The sequence below is a fragment of the Paenibacillus litoralis genome, assembly GCF_046244365.1.
In the GTDB taxonomy this organism is placed as follows: Bacteria; Bacillota; Bacilli; order Paenibacillales; family NBRC-103111; genus Paenibacillus_V.
The window spans coordinates 5,668,281-5,689,343 of sequence record NZ_CP176395.1; the positions used below are offsets into that span (position 1 = coordinate 5,668,281).

Genomic DNA, 21,063 nt, shown 5'->3' on the forward strand with positions numbered 1-21,063 from the left:
TATCAAACTACATTATAGGTGATAAGGAAAGGGAGTGTCAACCTGGGCTAGCGGCTCTTTCACACAATCTTCATAGAAATTTTAAGCAAACGGGCATTTCCGGTCTAAAATAACGGATTTCGGGCTACGCGCGGGTGTTCAGCGGTCCCAGCTTTTCCCCTCCGAGCAGATGATAATGGATATGAAAAACAATTTGTCCGCCGTCTTTCCCGCAATTGTTGATGAGCCTGTACCCGGATTCGGCAACGCCAAGCTCTTTGGCGACGATTTGCGCGGCGCGGTGAACGCGTCCGATAAGATGCCAATCTTCTTCTCCCGCGTCATTCATCGTAGCAATGTGCTTTTTGGGGATAATAAGCGCGTGCGCCGCAGCTGCCGGCTGAATGTCGTGAAAAGCGAGCACTTCATCGTCCTCGTAAATTTTTTTGGACGGGATCGAGCCTTCGATAATTTTGCAAAAAATACAGTCCATTGCATGGCCTCCTCAAGGTAGGACGGCTAGGCGGCAGCGTTCGACAAGCCTGCTTTAGCAGTTCAACGAATCGCAGCGGCATCAGCCGTACCGTTTGCTTCTATGCTACAATAAGCCAATAATAACGCAAAACGCCCCGTAAAGTGAAGCGCGGCGCCGCTTGCTTATTAGCCGGTTACATATGCGACAACGATCGTACAATTAGGAGGACGACTACGACTATGGAATCCAAATCGCTCGGCGGCAAAAGCTTTATCCTTCGCTTGGAATTCAATACCGAAACGCTGACTTTCGGTCATGTGGCTGCGGCCATCTCTGAAGCAGGCGGCGACATCGTAGCGATCGACGTCATCCAGACGGGACGGGGCTCAAGCATTCGCGACTTGACCGTACAGCTCAAGGATTCGGTGCAAATCGACCGGATTACCGAGAAGCTCAAAAGTTTAGAGGGTTTGCGTCTTGTGAACATTTCCGACCGCACCTTCCTGCTCCATCTCGGCGGCAAAATCGAAATGAAGCCCAAAACGCCGATCCATAACCGCGACGATTTGTCGCGCGTCTATACGCCGGATGTCGCGCGCGTCTGCATGGCGATCCATGAAGAACCCCAGAAGGCGTTCACGTTGACGATCAAAAGAAATACGGTCGCCGTCGTATCCGACGGATCGGCGGTTCTCGGCCTCGGAAACATCGGATCGAGAGCGGCGATGCCGGTTATGGAAGGAAAGGCTATGCTGTTCAAGCAGTTTGCCGATGTCGACGCGTTCCCGATCTGTCTCGATACGCAGGATACCGAACAAATTATCCAGACCGTCAAAGCGATCGCACCTGCATTCGGCGGCATTAATCTTGAGGATATTTCGGCGCCGCGCTGCTTCGAAATCGAGGAGCGTTTGCGCCAGGAGCTCGACATCCCCGTCTTCCACGACGATCAGCACGGAACGGCCGTCGTCTTGTATGCAGGCCTGATCAACGCGCTGAAGGTCGTAGGCAAGCCGCTTCAGGACGTCAAGGTTGTCGTTTGCGGCATCGGCGCCGCAGGTATGGCATGCAGCAAAATATTGCTATCCGCCGGCGTCCGCAATCTGATCGGCGTCGATCGCGACGGTGCGATCGTCAGCACCCGGCAATACGATAATCCGTCTTGGCAATGGTTCGCGGAGAACTCCAACCCAAATAAAGAGGAAGGCGCCCTGACCGACGTCATTGCGGGAGCCGACGTCTTTATCGGGGTTTCGCGGGGCGGTATCCTGAAACGCGAGGATGTCGCGCGCATGGCGAAGGATCCGATCGTATTCGCCATGGCCAACCCGACGCCCGAGGTGCTTCCGGAAGAGGTGGAAGACATTGTCGCCGTCATGGCCACCGGCCGTTCCGACTACCCGAACCAGATCAACAACGTGCTGTGCTTCCCGGGCATGTTCCGCGGCGCACTCGATTGCAGAGCGACGACCATCAACGAGGAAATGAAGCTGGCCGCCGCGGAAGCGATCGCCGATGTCATCACCGATGACGAGCGCAGCAAGTTTTACATCATTCCGAGCGTGTTCAATCAGGATATCGTCAAAACGATCCGCAACCGGGTCGTGGAAGCGGCGATCCGTTCGAAGGTCGCGCGCCGTATCCCGCGGGAGTACAGGTCGTAAGTTGAAGCTTCAATAAAATAACGAGCCCCATCAAAAAAGCTGCGGATGCGATCCGCAGCTTTTTTTGACGCTTAGAAGATAAACGGAAGCAAAGTCAGCGCCAAAACCGCTATGCGCCGCCTGCAGCCGGTTTGCCGCTCCACGTTCGATTCGGCTCGATCCAGATATCCTTAAAGTTGATCATGCCGAACGAATTGAGCGAAACGCCGTGAATGGCGGGGTTGTAATTCGTTTTCGCCTTTTGGTGGAACAGAAAAATCGCATTGTAGTCGCACTTGATCAAATCGCCGATTTGCAAAATACCGCGCAATCGCTCCGCTTCATCGGTCAGACGGACGATACGGACGATCGTTTCGTCAATTTCCTTCAGCAGCTCGTGCCCGAGGTGGCAGCGGATCGCCAAATTCGGCGTCCGGTAAATCTCCATCAGCGACAGGGCGGTATTGTCGTCGGCTACGACGCCGAACAAGCAGCAGTCGGCTTCGCGTATTTTGTTCGCGTCGAGACACTGAACGCTGTCATGAAAATCCAGCTCGATGCGAAGACCGATTTTCGCGCATTGCGACTGAATCCACAGCGCCTCTTGCTCCCGGTACACATTCGCGATCATCCGGAGCGATTCCCCGGCATATCCGCTTTCGTCCAGCAGTTTCCGCGACTTTTCGGGATCGTAGGATTCATCCTTGCGAGGCGGCTTCTCCGGAGGCAGGAAACCTTGGGCGACATAAACCTGTTTGTTATCGCCGCCTTTGACGATCTTATCGCGCCGGATGGCGTGATGGATCGCTTTGCGGACGTTCGGATGCCGCTGCGGCCCGTTTTTGTTGATATTGAACGTGATCAGTAAACAGCCCATTTCCATTCTGTCGATCTCTTTGCGGGCAGGCGCGTGATCGCTTTGGGAAGCCCTTTTCTCAAGCCTTTCGTGATCGAGCGTCAGTTCCAGGAAAGCGGCACCCGAACCGTCGGCCAAAAACCATATTTCAATACGGTCCAGGTGAGCCCTGCTTTGAAAATAATCGTCGTACGCCTCCAAAATACAGCAAGCGTCGTCATGCTGGGTTACGTGAAACGGCCCGGTGCCGACGGGATGCCGGTTCAAATTTCTCTCCGGGTCTCCGTACAGGTCCGCTGGCACGATCGAAGCGGCAACGGAGCTCATATAGTGGGCAAACATGTAATTCGCTTCAAGCAGTTCTACTTGCAGCATGTAGCGGTCCTGCACATGAATGGCCTTGATCGGCGCTGCCAGCCAGCCGTTCGATGATCGTTCCCCGGCATTTCTTAGCCGCAGCAGCGAAAACTCGACGTCGTCCGCGGTCATTTCCTTCCCGTGATGAAACCTCACCCGTTTGCGCAAAAAGAACGTCCACCGCATCCCGCTTGCATCCACTTCCCAATGATGCGCCAAATGCGGCTTAATCGTTTGATCGACGCTGTCGAAGCGTACGAGCGTGTCCGAAATTTGCCTGACGAGATGCTGATCTTTGGAGAACAGCGCCTCTACGGGGTCGAGCGTCAAATTAGACTTGGCCAACGAAAAACGAAGCGTATCGACCTTGTTGTCGTTCTCCCCGAGCTCCAAATAACCGAAATGGCCGGAGAGCCACCGCATAAACCGCTCTCTCGCCGCGGCGGATACGCTCTTGAATTGAATAAGCTCGAATGCAGTTTTCAAATTTCCCGCTTCAACAAGCTCTTGAGCTTCCTCGGTGACCAGCCGGTCGATCGAGGCGAGAAGTCTGATATACGAATGATGGCCCCGTCCGCGGCCGGGCTTCCATTCGATCCAGCCCTGATCCGTCAGCTTGCGGAGAATGAGCTTGACGTTCCGCTCCGAGCAGTACAATAAACCCGCGAGCCGGCTCAGCGTGACGGAGACCTGATCGCCTACGAGATGAGGCGACAGCTCCGCTTTTAGCCGCTCGTAATACTCGAGCATCTGCACCTTGATACCGCCCTTCTCGTCCGTATGTATGCCCCTTCCCGCATGAAGAGGCGATGCCTCCGTCTTTCATAAAAGGGGAAAACCATTTTTTTGATTGTACCCTTTTTATCCTCTTTTTGCGATGTACAATAATAACCAACCCGGGAATTACATGTTAAGAAAAGGAGCGGTGTACGATGTTACCGAACCCGTATTTTTTGGAAAAGGAAATGGAAATGAAGAGGAACGAAGTGGAACGCCAAGCGCAAGACCAATGGAAGTGGGAGGCGAACGCACGTCGCATATTCGGCATCGTGCACCGTTTGTTCGTTCCCAAATCCGAAAAAACAACCGCTGACGGAGCCCTCGGCAACTAACAAGCGGAATAGAGAAAAAAAAAGCGAGCCCGCTAAACGGGGCTCGCTTTCATCTGGATTCGTGACACTTTCCTCAAAAAAGGAGAAATCTAACAGGTTTCCGGGATCACTCATGAAAATACGCCTTTTCGGCCGTTTTCTCTTCTATGGAAGGAAGATCTCGGTACGGCTTATGCGTAACGGCCGATAACCGGCGTTTTCGCGTCCGCTTGCAGGGTATCCCATGTGGATTTGAGGATCGCATCATGCGTGATGACATGAGGCTTGCCGGCAATATGCTTCAGGAAGTCCTCGGTTATGGTAAACGGCGGCTGCTCCGGCTCGATCTGACGCTGTTCGGACTCGTTCGTCACCTGCAGGAGCAGTTGACGATGGCCGATGCTCGGATCGCCCTCCAGACGCAGCTCCGCGAAGCCTTGCGTTCCCGTGACGAAAATACGTCCGTCGCCCCATGTCCAGCTTTTCTCCGGCGTATGCCAATCCGCGTAGAGCTGAGCGACGATGTCGCCCTCCAGCCTGACAAGCAGGCTCGCTGCATCATAGAAAGTCGGATGTTCGGGAAGGATGTTTTTGCTTACATATCCTTCCGTCGCTACGACTTCCTTGCCGGTAAACCAGCGCAGAAGATCGAAATCGTGAATGAACAGGTCGATGACGATGCCGCCGCATTGCGCTTTGTCAAAAAACCAGTCCGGACGGGTTTCTTTCCGGAGCCGGTGCGGTTTGCGCATTCCGATCGTCACGATGTCCCCCAGCTCGCCGTTGTCGATGAGCTTTTTTAGCGTATGGATAGCGGCGCTGAAGCGCTCGGTCAACAGCATGCCGACCTTGATTTTGCCCCGGCCGATGACGGCTTGAAGCCGTTCAAACGCCTCGGTGCTCGTCACAATCGGTTTATCGACCATGATCGGCTTGCCGTGCGCCTCGCACAGCTCGATCACGTCGATCTTCTCGCTGTTGACGGCGGCGCTGCCGACAACATCCACGTCGTCCGCGACGAGCCGCGAGCGGTCGGCCACAAGCGGGATTCCGTGCTTGCCGGCGATGCTTGTCGCAAGCTGGATATTGTCCGGCTCGTAAATGCCTACGCATTCGTGCCCGAGCGCCAGCATTTCACTGATGAAAATATCGACATGGCCGTGCTGGCAGCCGATAATCGAAAATTTGAGCTTGCTCACAGACAATCCTCCTCTAAACCGCATTTGATCGGAGCGTTTACCCCTTAACAAGCGCCCCGTTTTTGTAAGCTCTTGCAATTCTAAGCTCATTCCCGTCCCAGTCGTACAGTGCCAAGTCCGCGGGAGCGCCTTTGGCCAGGCCCGCCGCGGCAGGCAGATCAAGCAGGGATGCGGGAATCAGCGATGACATTTCCCATGCCTCGGCTAGCGTGCATAAGCCCTTGCGGGCCAAATGCGCGATCCCCCACGGAAGCAGCTGTGCCGAACCGGCGAGCAGCTTCGGATTTTCGGCAACGCAGAGCCGGCCTTCGGGGGAAAGCAGCACTTTGCCGCCGATATGCAAGTCGTACTCGCCCGGCGCCATGCCGGCAAGCGAGACGGCGTCGCTCACAAGCAGCGCTTTGCCCGCCTTGGCCCGCAGTCCCACCTTTAAGAAGGAGTCCGGCAAGTGGAAGCCGTCCGCGATAAAGCATGACCAAAGCTCGTCTTGCGCAAGCTGCTCCCACAGAAAGTTGGGGTGGCGCGGCAGCATAAGCTGCGCTCCGTTGCCGAGATGCGTCGATAGACGCGCGCCCGCCCGGACGGCGGCATCGATCTGCTCGGGAGAAGCGACCGTATGGCCGATCGAGACGATGACGCCCGTACCCGAGCATCTTTCGATAAATGCGCAGGCTTCCGGCCATTCCGGCGAAAGGGTAATCAGCTTGATGCGTCCGCCCGAAGCTTCCTGCCAACGCTCGAAGAGCTGCCAATCCGGCGCCTTCACATATGCTTTGGCATGAGCGCCGCGAGCGCCGTCTTCCGGCGAAATGAACGGTCCTTCCAAGTGAATGCCTGCTACTGCGCTATTCGTCAACGCGTCCTGCTCGCAGGCTGAAGCAATCGATTTCATAGCTTCCGCGATTGCGTCGGGACTGTTCGTGATGACGGTCGGCAAATAAGTCGTAACTCCCTGTTCGAAAAGCAGCCGCGTTGCCTGTACGACCGTTTCCGCCGCTAACGGGAGCGTATTGAAATCAAGTCCGAAGCAGCCGTTAATTTGCAAATCGACCAAGCCCGGGGCAAGCCAAGGCAGCGTTTCCGGCTGCGCTTCCGACGGCTCGACGGAGGCGATTAAGCCCTCGTGCACGACTATGGAAACCGCCTCACCGCTAACGTAATGTCTCCCCGTAATCGTAATCGGTTCATTCATCGAACCATCGCCTTCCTTCCGCTTGTTACGCGCCGTACGAATCGAGATCGACATACAGCGTGCAATCCCCGTGCGTGCGCAATATCGTCGCCGGACAAGCCGTAGAAACGGCGCCGTTCAACGTTTCGCGCACCGCGTTCCGCTTGGTCTTGCCGGGAACCATGCAGAACAAATGCGCGCCCGACATCATCGTCGGGATCGTAAGCGTCAGCGCATGCGTCGGCACATCCGCGAAGCTCGGGAAGCAGCCGTCGTTCACCTGCTGCTGCCGGCAAGGCTCATCGAGCTCAACCGCTTTAATGACATGCGGGTCTTGGAAATCGGCCACGGGCGGATCGTTAAACGCGATGTGCCCGTTCTCCCCGATGCCAAGACAGATGATGTCGATCGGCGCTTCTTCGATCAAGGTGCCGTAGCGCGCGCATTCTTCTTCGATGCCCCGGCTGCTTTGGATCAGATGCAGCTCGCCGGGCTTCACGATGTCGAACAGCCCGTCGCACAAAAATTTGGCGAAGCGCTGCGGAGCATCTTCCGCGAGGCCGATGTATTCATCCATATGAAATGCCGTGATGCGCGGCCAATCGATTCCCTCTTCCTTCATAAGGGCCGCAAGAAATTCGTTCTGCGAGGGCGCCGCGGCGAAAATCATCCGAACCCGCGGCTTCTTTTCCAGCAGCTCGCGGATTTTGGCGGCGGCCGCCTTAGCGGCGGCATTCCCCATCGCAAGCCGTGTGTCGTAAACTTCTACGCGCAGCCGGTCTGCTTTCGCCGTTTGGACGAGCGTCATGATCCGGCACCCCCGGTTACGATCGGCAGCGTTACGGTTTGACCCGTCTGCGAGGAGCGGTAAATACCGATAATGATCTCGAGCGGCAGCCGCCCCTGTTCGCCGTTGATAACCGGCTCCCGGTTTTCGCGAACCGCTGCGATCATATCCTCGAACTGCGGACGGTGGGAGCTCGACGAAAGGACGGTGGGGTCGGATGACGCCCCGGCTGCGCTTTTGGCGGCTGCGCCGTTTTCCTCTTCCTCATCCTTGAACGCAAGCCGGGTCAGCTGTTCGTTCTCGAAAACGGCGGTCCCGTTCTCGCCGATAATCTCGATGCGCGTGGGCAAGCCCGGAAATGCGCAAGTCGTGGCCGTAATCGAGCCGACGGCTCCGTTCGCAAACCGGACGGAAGCGACCGCCACGTCCTCCACCTCGATCCGTTCGTGGCCGAGCGTCTCGCAATGCGCGTGGACCGAGCGAACCGGTCCCATCAAATATTGCAGCAGATCGATGCGGTGGATCGCTTGGTTCATCAAAGCTCCGCCGCCGTCTAGCGCCCAGGTGCCTCGCCAGTCACCGCTGTCGTAGTACTGCTGCGAACGGTACCAATGCACGGCGGTTGTCCCCATGATCAGCCGGCCGAACTTGCCCGATTCGATCAGCTTTTTGACCTTCTGAATGTCGCAGCTGAACCTGGTTTGGGAAACCGACGACAGCTTCAGCCCTTTTGCGGCGAAAATCCGGATGATCTCATCGGCTTTCTCCAGCGTGATTTCGATCGGCTTCTCGACGATCGCGTGCTTGCCCGCATGGGCGCAGGCGATCGCATGCTCGCCGTGCATGCCGCTAGGCGTAGCGATGGTGACGATATCGATATCGGAGCGCTGAAGCATTTCCCGGTAGTCCGGATAATAAGCGGCGCCTGCGTTATCGGCGAGGCTTCGGCCGAGCGCCTCCACTTCGTCGGAAACGGCGACAAGCTCGGCATCCGGCATTTCCTTCAATATTGCGGCATGGGCTTTTCCGATCACGCCGCAGCCAATGATAGCAAAACGCATTGGTTTCATTTTGCATCCCCCGTTTTTCCGTCTAAATTCGTTTCGTTCTAGACCAAATTGTATCAGAGGCAGGCTGCAAACGGTTTCCACCGCATTGACTATTCGAGAAGGGCATTTTGCTCTGGTTGACTTTTTACCATGCGCCGAAACTGTTCAGGGGTTTGTCCGACCTGCTGCTTAAATACGCGGCTGAAGTGCGACAAGTTTTTAAAGCCGACTTGAAAACATACGTCCGTCACCGAAAGCCCGTTTTCGAGCAAAAACTTGATTTTGGCCTGGTTGACGCGCCGTCTGTATAAATAAGTAAATATCGTAACGCCCGTAATATCGCGGAACGTACGCGCCAAGTAATGCTTATTCAGATGCAGATGCTCGCCGAGATCGTCCAGATGAACGTCGTCCACATAATGGTCTTCCAGATAAGAGATAACCTTCTGCACGGTCTGCTCTTTTTCCGTAGACACGTCTTGCCCGCGTCCTCTTGGATTTTGGCCGATATCGTAAATTTCGAGCAAAAGTCCGACTAACGATAGCGTAAACCGGTCTGCCGAAACCGCATCCGTCCGTCCGTGCAAAACGTTCATATCCGCTAGCAGCATTTCGAATTTGGCTTTGGAATCGCCCTGCAGCGCGATGCGGCAATTTTGCAGCTGCTCGAAGGGATCGAGCAAGTTGACGGACAGCAGTTGTCCCGCAATCGTCCGGATATAGGCGGGGTCGAAACCGATGACCGAACGAACGTATTGATAGCTCGCATCCATATTCGGACAATGGAGCGTCATTCCGTGCATCAAAATAAGGTCACCGGGCGATAGCGAATAAATGTTTCCGCCGATCAAATAATTGCCCTTGCCCTCGTGAAAATAAAAGATTTCATAATTCGGATGCGAGTGAAACACCGATGCGATCGGCTCCGTCTTTCTATATTCGAAACGGACCATACTAAGGTTGTCCATCGGATCGTCAGCCGCCCTTCCCTTCAGCGTGCGCAATTGGCATGTTTTCTGAATTATACCATAGGAAAACGGCGTGCGGAGACGGTTCCGCGAAGCATGATCGGCATAAACGGGATAGATGCGCTCTTTTTTAGACTTAAAGTCTAATTTCGGAGTAGACTTTCGGTCTAATATTGAATATACTGTGAACGGAACCAAATCGAACGGCCTCGATCGGGGGAAACTAACCATGCGTTTCATGCGGTCGTCGACACGCAAAAAGCGTGAGCATGTCAGGGATGTCGCCTTGGGCCTTTTCGTCGAACGCGGCTACGAGAACGTATCGGTGGACGATATTATTAACGCCACGCATACGTCGAAAGGAACGTTTTACCACTATTTCAATAGCAAAGACGATATTTTGTGGGAAGTGGACCGCAAACAGTCCGCAGTCATCGAAGAGTGGGCGAAGCAAACCCCCTCGAAGGTACAATCGCTTGAGGGACATATCAACCGGCTGTTCTTAGACCTTGCGTCTAATATCGCCGGCTATAGGAAGCTGATTCGCAGCTCGATGCTTCTCTCGATGCAGAACAACGATCCGCTTACCGCAGAAGGCAAGCAGTTCCGGATATTGCTGGACAGCTTGCAGGTTTGGCTGCCGGAGCGCCGTAAAGCCGAGCTTCTGGTAACCACCTATATGGGCACGCTGATGATCTGGTGTCTGCAAGAGGAAACCGATCTGGCCGTCATGATGCGCGACAAGCTTGCTCTCGTATGGGACGGAATTCGCGTCAATACCGATTACGCCAACACCTTAGAGCTTTACCCGAAAACCAAGGAGGAATCGAAAATGAAAGTAGCCATTATCGGCGGAGGACTCGCAGGTCTCACCGCTGCCGCTTATTTATCGGAATCGACGCAAATTGAAGGCATCCTGTTCGAAAGAAGCCCTCAGCTCGGAGGACGCGCTTTTACTTACGAGAAATCCGGCTTTACGCTAAATTACGGCGCTCATGCCATCTACGGCATCGACAGGCACAAAATTTCTACGCTCGAAAAGGAGCTAGGCCTTTCGTTCAGCAGCAAGCAGGTCGACAAACGGAACGTCATGTACGCCAAGCACGGTCAAATCACGCGCGCGCCGCTGGATTTCGTCAATCTGCTCAGCACCGATCTGCTCAGCACGATGCAGAAGGTGCGCTTCGTGGGCGAGATCACGGCAATCATTGCAAATATTCATACGTTGAAGGATTACGCGACGCTCGGAGACTATATCGAGAAATCCGATGCGGACGAGGATTTGAAGGAATTGTGGGAGCATCTCGTTTGCTCCAACTTTTTCATCACGCCGGAGGATGCACGCAGGGTGTCGGGTGCGGTAATCAGCGATTATTATCATAATCTGTTCCTCTCCAGCCGGCCGGTCAACTATGTGCTTGGCAGCTGGGCGGTCATTACGAACCAGCTTCGCCAGAAGCTCGAAACGTCCGGACGCTGGAACCTTGCGCTTCAGGAAGGCGTAGAATCCGTTCGATACGCCGACAAGCAGTACTGGCTCAAAACGAAAACCCGCGAGGAAGCGTTCGATAAAATCATCTTTGCGATGCCTGTCCAGCAGGTCGTCAAGTTTCTTAAAGACACTGCCTGGGAGCCGTTCCTGGCGCCGTACGACGGAAACACGTCTACGGAAGTCATGGTCTATGACATCGGCCTGAACCGCGTCGTCGCCCGTCCGTTCAGTTATATCAGCGATATGGACAACAAAATGTTCATCAGCGACGTTTCGGCGACGGATCATACGCTCATTCCCGAAGGCGGACAGCTCCTGCAGGGCATTGCTTATTTGAGCGACGACTTCGCTAGCGATGACGACCGCAAGGCCTATCTGGAAAGCAAAACGTCGCAAATGGAAGCCTTGTTCGACCAGTACTATCCGGGCTGGCGGGATGAAATCGCCGTGAAGCGGGTATCCAAAAAAGCGATGGTCTCCAGCGTCAAAAATATCGCAACGAACCGGCTGCTGCCCGTTCATATCGAGAGCGTGCCGTTCTATTTCTGCGGCGACGGCTGCGAGGGCAAGGGCGAGCTGGCGGAACGCGCCTTCTCAAGCGCCCGCACGGCTGCGAAGCTCGTTTTGGAGCAAGTGAAATCGCCCGTTCATTCGTAGGGCTCCGCTTTCTCAAGCAGATGCAGCGCAATAAGGCTGTCTCGGAAGGTCAATTTAGACCTTTTGAGACAGCTTTTTTATGCTTGCGAGCTTTGAGCAGGACCGGTTCTTAGCCCCGAGTGAACCTGCGTTCACTAATGATGAACCTATGTTTACTATTGCATGCCCCAGCATACATTCGCATAAGTGGATCTCTCTTCCATCGCAACCACGCTTCGAATGAAAGGAAGCCCTCCTCGGACACATAGCCCCCCGTTTGGGACAAGGATTGTAAGCGCAATCATCGGACGATTCCAATCCGCGATGCCTTTAATAACAAATATGTGATAGGATTGTTTTTTTTCATAGTAACCTTGTATAAATTGGTATATAATTGGAGTTGGCACTTTTCCAATCTCATCCTATTCTGCTACGAGGTGCTTTTGATGTTCCATAAGAAAGGCAAAGTTTTTGCAATCGGGCATTTAACCATTCCTCTCGTACTCGCAGGCTTATATGTAACCGTAAATCGTCAAGCAGACATGATTTTATTGATTGCGTTCTCGTTTATTTGGTTTCTGCTGCTCATGTATTTCGCCTTTGGCGTCGGCGTGCTTTCCGATTGGCTCCGCAAAAGAGCCGTCTGGGCGGTTGCGTTAACCGATTATGCCATTTGTCTGGCGATCCATATGATCCCGGGCTGGGCTCCGCAAGCAGAGCCGCACTGGCTAATCCTGTTCCTGATCCCGTTGTACGCCTTTGAGCTAGGCACGCTCGTCGCAACGGCTGCAGGCTTCGGCGGTTTATCCATCCTGCTGATTTATCATCAGATGAAGGGCATGTCTATGGCTACGCTCGATATGCTCATCATGATCGGCGCGATGGTGCTCATCATTTTTTTTATCGGTCCCAGCACAGATCGGCTGAATCGCCTTGCTTTTTACGATTTGCTGACCGGGCTTCCGAACCGCCACCTGTTTAAAAGCCGTTTGAACGCCGCGCTCCGGCAGGCCGACCGCAACCGGCATGCCACGGCAATTATGTTCGTCGATCTCGATCAGTTTAAATATGTGAACGATAATATGGGACATGACGCCGGCGATCAATTATTAAAAGTAGTGACCGAGCGCATTCGGAACATCCTGCCGGCAAAAGCGATGCTGGCTCGCATGGGAGGCGATGAATTTACGATTCTGCTGTCGGAAACCGCCGATTCCGACGAAGCTGCCCATATCGCGCGATCGGCGATCGAAGCGATGCAGCAGTCGATATCCATAAACCGTAACGAGGTTTTTTTAACAACCAGCATCGGCATAGCGCTATATCCCAACGATGCCCACAATGCGAATTCGTTGATGCGCAACGCCGAAGCCGCTATGTACCGGGCCAAAGAGGACGGCCGCAACAACTTTCAATTTTACCGGAGACAAATGGAGGAGGACGGCACGACCGAACGCGTCCGCAAAGAAGCCATGCTCCGCCACGCCATCGACAGGGACGAGCTTGTCGTCTACTATCAGCCGAGGCTGAATACCAAAACGGGAGAACTCGTTTGCGTGGAAGCGCTCGTCAGATGGCAGCATCCGGAAAAAGGGATGATCCCGCCTAACGATTTTATTCCGCTTGCCGAGGATACCGGCTTAATCGTCCAAATCGGCGAGCAGGTGCTTCGCAAAGCCTGCAGACAGCGTAAACGCTGGACCGATCAGGGGCTGCCGCTTTTTCGCGTTAGCGTAAACTTGTCCACCAGGCAATTCCGCCATACCGAGCTGCCCGAGGTCATCGAGCAGACGCTTAAGGAAACGGGGCTGTCGCCCGATTTGCTGGAGCTGGAAATAACCGAAACGGCCGCCATGCAGGACGCGCATTATGCGGGCCTTATGCTCCATGTACTGAAGGAAACGGGACTAACGATCTCGATCGACGATTTTGGCACGGGATACTCGTCACTCAGCTATTTGAAGCGGTTTCCCATCGACGTCATTAAGATCGACAGATCCTTCATCAGCGGGATCCACAAGGATTCGGACGATGCGGCCATCGTTCGCGCGATCGTCGTGCTCGCCAAAACGTTAAAGCTGGAAGTAACCGCGGAAGGCGTCGAGACGTCCGAGCAGATCGCATATTTGGAAAGCCTGGGCTGTGATGAAATTCAAGGCTTTGTGATCGGCAAGCCGATGGATGCGGACGACCTCGTCCGCTGGCATTACATTCGTCAGGAATCGATGGCTACGACTGGGTAACGCCCGCAGAGCCAAGGAAAACGCCTAACGGCGCCTTTAAAGCCATTCGTTTGCCGAGACGATGAACGATCAGCGGAGATCTACGATCTGAAATGTGAAAAAAGTGGTTGATCAGGAGACGAGATCCTGTTCAACCACTTTTTTTGACATTGGCTCAACCAACGTTTTCGATTATCATCGCGACGCCTTGGCCGCCGCCGACGCAAAGCGAGGCTAGGCCGTAACGCTTGCCCCGTCTGCGAAGCTCGTAAGCAAGCGTCAGCAGCACGCGAGCGCCGCTCGCCCCCACGGGATGGCCGATGGCGACCGCGCCGCCGTTTACATTCGTGCGCTCGCGGGCTAATCCGAGCTCCCTCTCTACCGCCAAATATTGAACGGCAAACGCCTCGTTAATCTCCGCCAGATCGATATCGGCGATCGACAAGCCGGCTCTCTGCAGGGCCATCCGGCTTGCCGGGACGGGTCCGATCCCCATAACGGAAGGGTCGACTCCCGCAATCCCCCACGATACGATGCGCGCAAGCGGCTTGCGGCCGTTCAGCGCCCCTTCGCCCGCGATCACGAGCGAGACGGCGCCGTCGTTGATTCCGCTGGCATTGCCCGCCGTAACCGAGCCACCATCTTGGAACGCCGGCTTCAGACGCGCAAGCTTCTCCAGAGAGCTGTCAGACCGGACAAGCTCGTCGAGCTCGACCGAGCGAATACCCTCTCGCGTTCGCTGCTGCACGGGCACGATTTCTTCCGCCAGCCGATCGCGAGCAGCTGCAGCGCGCGTATGGCTCAGAACGGCGAACGCATCTTGCTCGTCGCGCCCTATTCCGTAACGACCGGCCAAGTTTTCTGCCGTAATCCCCATGCCGCAGCCGATGTACGAATCGGTCAACGTGCTCATCAGTACATCCTCCAGCTGGAACGTGCCGAGCTTCACGCCGCCGAAGCGGCCGGCAAAAGTGGCGTGCGGCGCTTGCGACATCGTCTCGACGCCGCCGGCCAGGGCGATGTTCGCCTCGCCCAGCCTTATGCTTTGCGCCGCCGAGATGACTGCCTGCAGGCCGGAGCCGCATAGCCGGTTCACAACCATGGCGGGAGACTCTAACGGAACGCCCGCGCGCAAGCCGATATGCCGAGCCAGATAGGCTGCGTCCTTGCTGGATGGAATCACGTTTCCGTATACAATCTGATCGATTTCTTCCGGAGCGACACCCGAACGCGACAACGCTTCCTTCGCCGTGACAAGTCCTAGCTCTACCGCCGGCGTATCCTTAAACGATTGTCCAAACCCGCCGAACGCGGTTCTGGCGCCGTCCAGTACGTATATTTCCTTCATATTCTCAACCTCATTTGTCCTAGTATTGGCTAACGGTCATTCTTGTTTGGCGCGCAGCAATCTCTGCAGCGCCCGATCCCGCGCATCGGCTTTGTCCGATATTCCCGTTCCGTTCCCTACAGGATATGCATAAATGCCTTCCCCGCTCTTGAGCCCGAGCTTTCCTTCCGATACCTTATCCCGGATAAAACCGGGAGCGGAAGCTTCCTGAGACAGCTCCGGGAACAACCTTGCGCTTACCTTCTCCCATATATCGAGTCCGCCGTAGTCCGCGATTTCGAAAGGGCCGTTAAGCGCCCAGCGCAAGCCGGGGCCGGCCGTCATCGCCAGATCGATCTGCTCCGCGTCCGCGACGCCGGAGGAAAGCAGAAAGCTCGCCTCGCGCAGCACCGCCGCCTGCAGCCGGTTCGCGATAAACCCGGGGATATCCTTCCGCAGCACGACCGGCGTTTTGCCGCAATCCCGCAGCAATGCCTCCAGCTCCGTTACAAGCTCCGGCGCGGTTGAGGCGCCCCCTACAAGCTCGACCAGCGGAACGAGATGCGCCGGATTAAAAAAATGCGCGATAACCATCCGATCGGCAAATTTGTATCCTTCAGCCAGCATGTTCAAAGAATATGACGACGTATTCGACGCGATCACCGCAGAATCCTTTACGAGCGTTTCCAGCCGCCCGTACAGTTCGCGTTTGACGTCAAGCCGCTCCGGCGCCGCTTCGAACACTAGGTCCGCCTGGGAGACAGCTTCACGCAAGTCCGACGTAAAACGGATGCGGTCGGCATTTCGGAAACGAGCGGCAGGCGCTTTGTTCTGTCCGTGATCAGAGGCCGACTTTGCCTCTATGTGCCGGTTTGCCGCATCGAGCGCCTCCCGATTAGGATCGTACAGGGAAACCGCAAACCCGTTACCTGCAAGCAGCATTGCAATCGCGTGGCCCATCGTACCCGCGCCAAGCACGGAAATGTTATGATATCGATGCATTCGGATATTCCCCCTTTTCTATGGTTCCTTGTGAATGCCGCACGTCTTACTGAACCGTATAGCCGCCGTCGACGACGAGCGTTTGACCGGTAATCCCCTTCGCTTGCTCGCTCGCTAAAAACAAGGCGCAATCGGCAATCTCGTCGACATCGAGCAGACGTTTTTGAGGAACCAGCGGATAGATGACCTGCTCCAGCACTTGCTCCGGCCGGATGCCGCGAACGCGCGCCAAATCTGCCAACTGATTGCGTACGAGAGGCGTATCGACGTATCCGGGACAAATCGCGTTCGCCGTTATCCCGAATTCGGCCCCTTCCAGCGACGTCACCTTCGTTAAACCGAGCAAGCCGTGCTTGGCGCTGTTATAGGCGGATTTACCGGAAAACCCGATCAATCCGTTTATCGACGCCATATTGACAATTCGTCCGAATCGCTGCCTCTTCATATGCGGAAACGCATGTTTAATCGCGATGAAAGGCGCCGTCAGCATCATGCGCAGCATCTTCTCGAACATGTCCGTCGGAAACTCCTCGATCGGCGATACATACTGCATGCCGGCGTTGTTGACCAGTACGTCAAGCCGTCCGAACCCCCTTACAGCCGCTTCTACAGCCCCGGCGATATCTTCCTCCCGCGTAACGTCGCAGCCGAACCCGAGGGCCGTGTATCCGCCGGCAGCAAGCTCGGACGCCGTTTCCACCGCCAGCTTAGCATGCAGATCGGTGATGACGACGGCAGCTCCGTCAGCCGCAAACCGTTCCCCGATCCTCCTTCCGATTCCGCTGCCTGCACCCGTAATCAGAACTACCCGTTTCGACGCCATAGGCAATCGCTCCTCTCTGCTAACGCAATCTTTGTTCTAGCATCAATACGCATCCAGCTTCACGTTGCCGTCAACCGTAAGCTGAGGCTCGACCGCCCCGCGTATTTGCTCGACCGAGCAGCCGACGGCCGTTTCGACTAGCCGGAGCCCTTCCTCCGTGACGTCAAATACCGCCTGCTCGGTAATAATCCGGTGAACGACGTTTTTGCCGGTCAACGGCAAGCTGCAGCGATCCAGCAGCTTCGGCTTGCCGTGCTTCGTCAACAGTTCCATGATGACGACGACCCGCTTCGCGCCGTGTACGAGATCCATCGCCCCGCCCATCCCTTTTACCATCTGTCCCGGAATGACCCAGTTCGCCAAATGTCCTTCAGCCGAGACCTCCATCCCGCCCAAAATGGCAAGATCGATATGTCCGCCGCGGATCATCCCGAACGATTCGGCGGAATCGAAGTAGACCGCCCCCGTAACCGCAGTTACCGTTTCCTTGCCGGCATTAATCAAATCCGGATCGACCTGTTCGCTGGTCGGGTAAGGACCGATTCCCAATAGCCCGTTTTCGGATTGCAGCATTACGTTCATGTCGCTAGGCAAATAATTGGCAACAAGCGTCGGCATTCCGATTCCCAAATTGACGTAGTAGCCGTCCTTCACCTCAAGTGCGGCGCGTCTCGCAATCTTCTCCCGCACGTTCATCGTCATACTCATTCGAATCCTCCTTCGTTAGGTTCGGCACACTGGACAAGAAGCCCTAGCGCGCCAGAGTCAGCCGCTCGATCCTTTTTTCCTGCTCTCCCCGGATGAGCCTCTGCACATAGATGCCCGGGGTGTGCACTGCTGCCGGTTCGATTTCGCCCGGTTCGGCCAATTGCTCAACTTCCGCGATCGTAATACGTCCCGCCGCCGCCATCATCGGATTGAAGTTTTGGGCCGTTTTGTTATACACGAGATTGCCCATGCGGTCTCCCTTATGCGCCCGGATCAAGCTGAAATCCGCTCTAAGCGCGTGCTCCAAGACGTAGTCCCGGCCGTCGAACCGGCGAACTTCCTTCCCTTCGGCGACAGGCGTGCCGACTCCGGCAGGCGTATAAAAAGCCGGTATGCCCGCTCCCCCCGCCCTGATCCGCTCCGCCAACGTTCCTTGGGGAACCAGCTCCGCCTCCAGCTCTCCGTCAATGAGCTGCCTTTCGAACGTTTTGTTCTCGCCTACGTAGGAAGCGATCATTTTTTTGATTTGCTTGTTTCGCAGCAGCAGTCCAAGACCCCAGTCGTCCACTCCGCAATTGTTCGAAATAACGGTTAGCCCGCTGACGCCCGAATCGGCAAGCGCAACGATCAAGCCCTCCGGGATGCCGACCAGCCCGAAGCCGCCGACCATTAGGGTCGCCCCGTCCGGGATATCCTTCACCGCTTCTTGAAAGGATGTGTAAATCGGTTTCATGCCGCAGATCCTCCTTTTAATGTCATCCGTCTATATCACATGCAAGAATCGTGCCAATTGCTTAAGAAAACGATTATAGATTAGGCATGACATGCCGTTCATGCCCTGTTTCGGCTTACCGGCCACGATCGCAAAAAGGCCGAGACTAGCAATACGGCGGATTGCCGCTCAAGTAAACGCGGCAGTGCGAAGGGCGCTGAAGCTGCACGACACGGAATATTTCCGATGATGCGGAATTATTCCGGATTCCTGGAATCCTATAGACCCGGAGCCGGTTTCCAGCCGCAGCAAGGATAAACGGCTTCGCCGTCCTTTTTGGGACAAGCACGTTTACCGAGATTTAGAGCGACTTCCCCGATATACTTCTGATAAATCAAAAAAAACGCCCGGCTTATGCCAGACGTTTCACGCGATCCATTCCTTTATTCTTCCTTCATGCTTGCGCCGTACTTTTCCAGCTTTTCGTAAAAAGCGGACTTGCTCATGCCGAGCCGTTTAGCCGCTTGAAGCTTGTCCCCCAAGGACTCGGCAAGCGCCTCACGAAGCAGCTGCCTCTCATGCGCCTCCATCGAGGATTTCCAGGAGCCTGAGAGCACGCGTTCTTCCCGGGCAAGAGCAAGTCCGTTAGCAGCCGCCGCTCGGACGCCAAGCACCTCCGGCGGCAAATCGCCGGCAGCTATGGCGTCTCCCTTCCTTATAAAGAGCGCCCGCTCCAGCACGTTCCTCAGCTCCCGGACGTTGCCGGGCCAGTCATATGCCTGCAGCAGCGCTGCCGCTTCGGGCGTGATGCCGGCGGCAGACATACCCGTTTCGCTTTGCAGCTGGGCCAGCAGCTCGCGCGCCAGCTCCGGCACATCTTCCCGTCTTTCCCGAAGCGGCGGCACCTGAAGCACGATCACGTGAAGCCGGTAAAACAAATCGCGCCGGAATGCCCCCTCTTCCGCCAGCTTGCTCAAATCCCGGTTCGTCGCGGCTATAATCCGCACGTCGACAGGCTCCGGCTTAAGCGCCCCGACCGGCTCGATCTCTCTTTCCTGCAAGACGCGCAGCAGCTTCGCTTGCATGGTCAAAGGCAGCTCGCCGACTTCGTCGAGAAATAGCGTCCCTTTATCCGCCAGAGCAAACTTCCCCTTTTTCCCCTGCCTGCTGGCGCCGGTAAAGGAGCCTTCCTTATAGCCGAACAATTCGGATTCGAACAGCTGCTCCGGAATCGCCGCACAGTTGACGGCGACGAACGGTCCGTAAAAACGGGAGCTTTCGCGGTGGATGGCATGAGCGAACAATTCCTTGCCCGTTCCGCTTTCCCCGCTGATCAGGATCGTACTACCCGATTTTGCCGCCCTTGCCGCAAGAAGCTTGATGTCGGATAAAGCGTGGCTTGCGCCGACAATATGCGAAAAGCCGTATTTCGCGCCGGTAGCCGCCGTCTTTTTGTCTCGGGGATTCGAATGCAAATGCTTTTTGATTTCTTTATACTTCTCGTTCATCGCGAACAAGCGGTCGATATCGTCGAACATGATCTTGCCTACCACGGCCACCACTTCGCCGTCCGTAACGATCGGGATGCGGCTTGCGATCATCCAGTGCCCCTTGATCAGCTGCAGATCGCCGAATTCCGCCTTTCCCGTTTTTGCGACGATATGAAGCCTCGTATTATCGATTACCTCGGTAACATGCCGGCCCGACATCCCCGCAACCGTCTGATCGATGTAGGACGCATACGCTTCGTTGGCCGTCAAAATCACGCCGTTCGCATCCGCGATCACAACGCCCTCGTTGGCATCCTCCAAGGCGAACTTATATAGACGAGCCGACTGTTCCGCCGATGTCGCCCGGTCGTTCGCGCTTCTGATCATCCGATGCACCCATCCGTTTTTGGCAAAACGCACAATTCATCACCTACGGTCCTTTTTTTCGCATATGGATATAGTATCATAACTCTTAGGGACGCAAAGGAAATATTGCGAAGGGGACGATTGCGATGCCGCCCGAAGCGAAGAGCTTGCCGTTCAAGCCGCTTGAAAAGAAGCACGTCGTCAGACTGATTCTGGCTTTCCCCTCAGCCGTTGCCGGTTTTTGGCTCGTGGGACTTTTTACGATCAAGCCGCACCGCCACTCGGGTAACGGAAACCTCGGTCTTCTGGTCATGCCGCCCGTCGCATTCGTTTACGTATTGTTTTTGCTTGCGGCAGGAGCTGTACTTGTGAGATGGCTGGCAAACCGGAGCGAGCGCTTTCTCCTTGCGCTAATCGTACTGGCCGCCGCCATGCTTGCTTTGTGCTGCTGGATGGAAATCGCGTTTATCGAACGGCTCATCGATCGGCTTGGGGGAAATGCAACCGTTCCGGACTCCCGGATTTATCGTTACCGGACGCTTAACCAGTACACGAATACTTTCTACTTTAATAGATGGACATTCTCGATCGGCTTCCTCTCCGCATTAATCGGCTGTACGGGAGGGACTCTTTTCTCTCGCCTTTACGCCGGGAGGAAAAATAAAAACGGCTAGTCTCCCGTACGGCAGCAAGCCGCATGAGAATCTAAC

Annotated in this window: 18 protein-coding genes; 5 read left to right on the plus strand and 13 right to left on the minus strand. The window is 55.4% G+C overall.

Features of this window, described 5'->3' with window-relative positions; translation table 11 throughout:
* Positions 1–124 precede the first annotated feature (124 nt).
* Positions 125–472, minus strand: a complete 348-nt coding sequence (locus ACKGJP_RS24095) for a histidine triad nucleotide-binding protein (protein ID WP_409341335.1) — start codon at positions 470–472, stop codon at positions 125–127.
* A gap of 221 nt (positions 473–693) precedes the next feature.
* On the opposite strand from ACKGJP_RS24095, the gene ACKGJP_RS24100 reads away from it, so the two are divergent.
* On the plus strand, positions 694–2,118 hold the full coding sequence (locus ACKGJP_RS24100) for an NAD-dependent malic enzyme (RefSeq protein WP_409341336.1): 1,425 nt from the start codon (positions 694–696) through the stop codon (positions 2,116–2,118).
* A 109-nt stretch (positions 2,119–2,227) separates the two neighbouring features.
* On the opposite strand, the gene ACKGJP_RS24105 is transcribed toward ACKGJP_RS24100, so the two are convergent.
* A complete protein-coding gene (locus ACKGJP_RS24105; RefSeq protein ID WP_409347245.1) occupies positions 2,228–4,060 on the minus strand; it encodes an ABC transporter substrate-binding protein in 1,833 nt (610 codons plus the stop codon).
* Between the two features lie 182 nt (positions 4,061–4,242).
* Here ACKGJP_RS24105 and ACKGJP_RS24110 point away from each other — a divergent pair, with 182 nt between their 5' ends.
* A complete protein-coding gene (locus tag ACKGJP_RS24110) occupies positions 4,243–4,422 on the plus strand; it encodes a hypothetical protein (protein WP_409341337.1) in 180 nt (59 codons plus the stop codon).
* Between the two features lie 170 nt (positions 4,423–4,592).
* On the opposite strand, the gene ACKGJP_RS24115 is transcribed toward ACKGJP_RS24110, so the two are convergent.
* The 5 genes from ACKGJP_RS24115 to ACKGJP_RS24135 all read right to left on the minus strand — a co-directional run bounded on the left by ACKGJP_RS24115 (position 4,593) and on the right by ACKGJP_RS24135 (position 9,575).
* Positions 4,593–5,600 (minus strand): Gfo/Idh/MocA family protein, encoded by a 1,008-nt coding sequence (locus ACKGJP_RS24115; protein WP_409341338.1) that lies wholly within the window; start codon positions 5,598–5,600, stop codon positions 4,593–4,595.
* Positions 5,601–5,637: 37 nt separating this feature from the next.
* Positions 5,638–6,792 carry an N-acetylglucosamine-6-phosphate deacetylase gene (locus ACKGJP_RS24120; protein WP_409341339.1) on the minus strand — a complete coding sequence of 385 codons (1,155 nt, stop codon included), beginning with the start codon at positions 6,790–6,792 and terminating at the stop codon, positions 5,638–5,640.
* Positions 6,793–6,817: 25 nt separating this feature from the next.
* Complete coding sequence (locus tag ACKGJP_RS24125; RefSeq protein ID WP_409341340.1) at positions 6,818–7,579, minus strand: glucosamine-6-phosphate deaminase; 762 nt, start codon at positions 7,577–7,579, stop codon at positions 6,818–6,820.
* Positions 7,576–8,628, minus strand: coding sequence for a Gfo/Idh/MocA family protein (locus ACKGJP_RS24130; RefSeq protein WP_409341341.1), 1,053 nt, complete (start codon positions 8,626–8,628; stop codon positions 7,576–7,578). Before ACKGJP_RS24130 ends, ACKGJP_RS24125 begins: the two co-directional genes overlap by 4 nt.
* An 89-nt stretch (positions 8,629–8,717) precedes the next feature.
* Positions 8,718–9,575 carry an AraC family transcriptional regulator gene (locus ACKGJP_RS24135; RefSeq protein WP_409341342.1) on the minus strand — a complete coding sequence of 286 codons (858 nt, stop codon included), beginning with the start codon at positions 9,573–9,575 and terminating at the stop codon, positions 8,718–8,720.
* Between the two features lie 229 nt (positions 9,576–9,804).
* Between ACKGJP_RS24135 and ACKGJP_RS24140 the strand changes: the two genes are divergently transcribed.
* Both ACKGJP_RS24140 and ACKGJP_RS24145 read left to right on the plus strand, forming a co-directional pair.
* Positions 9,805–11,724 carry an FAD-dependent oxidoreductase gene (locus ACKGJP_RS24140; RefSeq protein ID WP_409341343.1) on the plus strand — a complete coding sequence of 640 codons (1,920 nt, stop codon included), beginning with the start codon at positions 9,805–9,807 and terminating at the stop codon, positions 11,722–11,724.
* Between the two features lie 425 nt (positions 11,725–12,149).
* Positions 12,150–13,946, plus strand: a complete 1,797-nt coding sequence (locus ACKGJP_RS24145) for a putative bifunctional diguanylate cyclase/phosphodiesterase (RefSeq protein ID WP_409341344.1) — start codon at positions 12,150–12,152, stop codon at positions 13,944–13,946.
* Between the two features lie 154 nt (positions 13,947–14,100).
* Here ACKGJP_RS24145 and ACKGJP_RS24150 read toward each other — a convergent pair whose 3' ends face one another.
* From ACKGJP_RS24150 to ACKGJP_RS24175, 6 genes are all read right to left on the minus strand, one after another.
* Positions 14,101–15,273, minus strand: coding sequence for a thiolase family protein (locus ACKGJP_RS24150; RefSeq protein WP_409341345.1), 1,173 nt, complete (start codon positions 15,271–15,273; stop codon positions 14,101–14,103).
* Between the two features lie 36 nt (positions 15,274–15,309).
* Positions 15,310–16,254, minus strand: a complete 945-nt coding sequence (locus ACKGJP_RS24155) for a 3-hydroxyacyl-CoA dehydrogenase family protein (RefSeq protein ID WP_409341346.1) — start codon at positions 16,252–16,254, stop codon at positions 15,310–15,312.
* A 46-nt stretch (positions 16,255–16,300) separates the two neighbouring features.
* Complete coding sequence (locus tag ACKGJP_RS24160; protein WP_409341347.1) at positions 16,301–17,077, minus strand: 3-hydroxybutyrate dehydrogenase; 777 nt, start codon at positions 17,075–17,077, stop codon at positions 16,301–16,303.
* 42 nt (positions 17,078–17,119) lie between these two features.
* A complete protein-coding gene (locus ACKGJP_RS24165; protein WP_409341348.1) occupies positions 17,120–17,785 on the minus strand; it encodes a 3-oxoacid CoA-transferase subunit B in 666 nt (221 codons plus the stop codon).
* 43 nt (positions 17,786–17,828) lie between these two features.
* Positions 17,829–18,518: a CoA transferase subunit A gene (locus tag ACKGJP_RS24170; RefSeq protein WP_409341349.1), complete on the minus strand. Its 690-nt coding sequence runs from the start codon at positions 18,516–18,518 to the stop codon at positions 17,829–17,831.
* Positions 18,519–18,940: 422 nt separating this feature from the next.
* Positions 18,941–20,407, minus strand: a complete 1,467-nt coding sequence (locus ACKGJP_RS24175) for a sigma-54 interaction domain-containing protein (RefSeq protein WP_409341350.1) — start codon at positions 20,405–20,407, stop codon at positions 18,941–18,943.
* 92 nt (positions 20,408–20,499) lie between these two features.
* Here ACKGJP_RS24175 and ACKGJP_RS24180 point away from each other — a divergent pair, with 92 nt between their 5' ends.
* On the plus strand, positions 20,500–21,027 hold the full coding sequence (locus tag ACKGJP_RS24180; protein ID WP_409341351.1) for a hypothetical protein: 528 nt from the start codon (positions 20,500–20,502) through the stop codon (positions 21,025–21,027).
* The last annotated feature ends 36 nt before the right edge of the window (positions 21,028–21,063 follow it).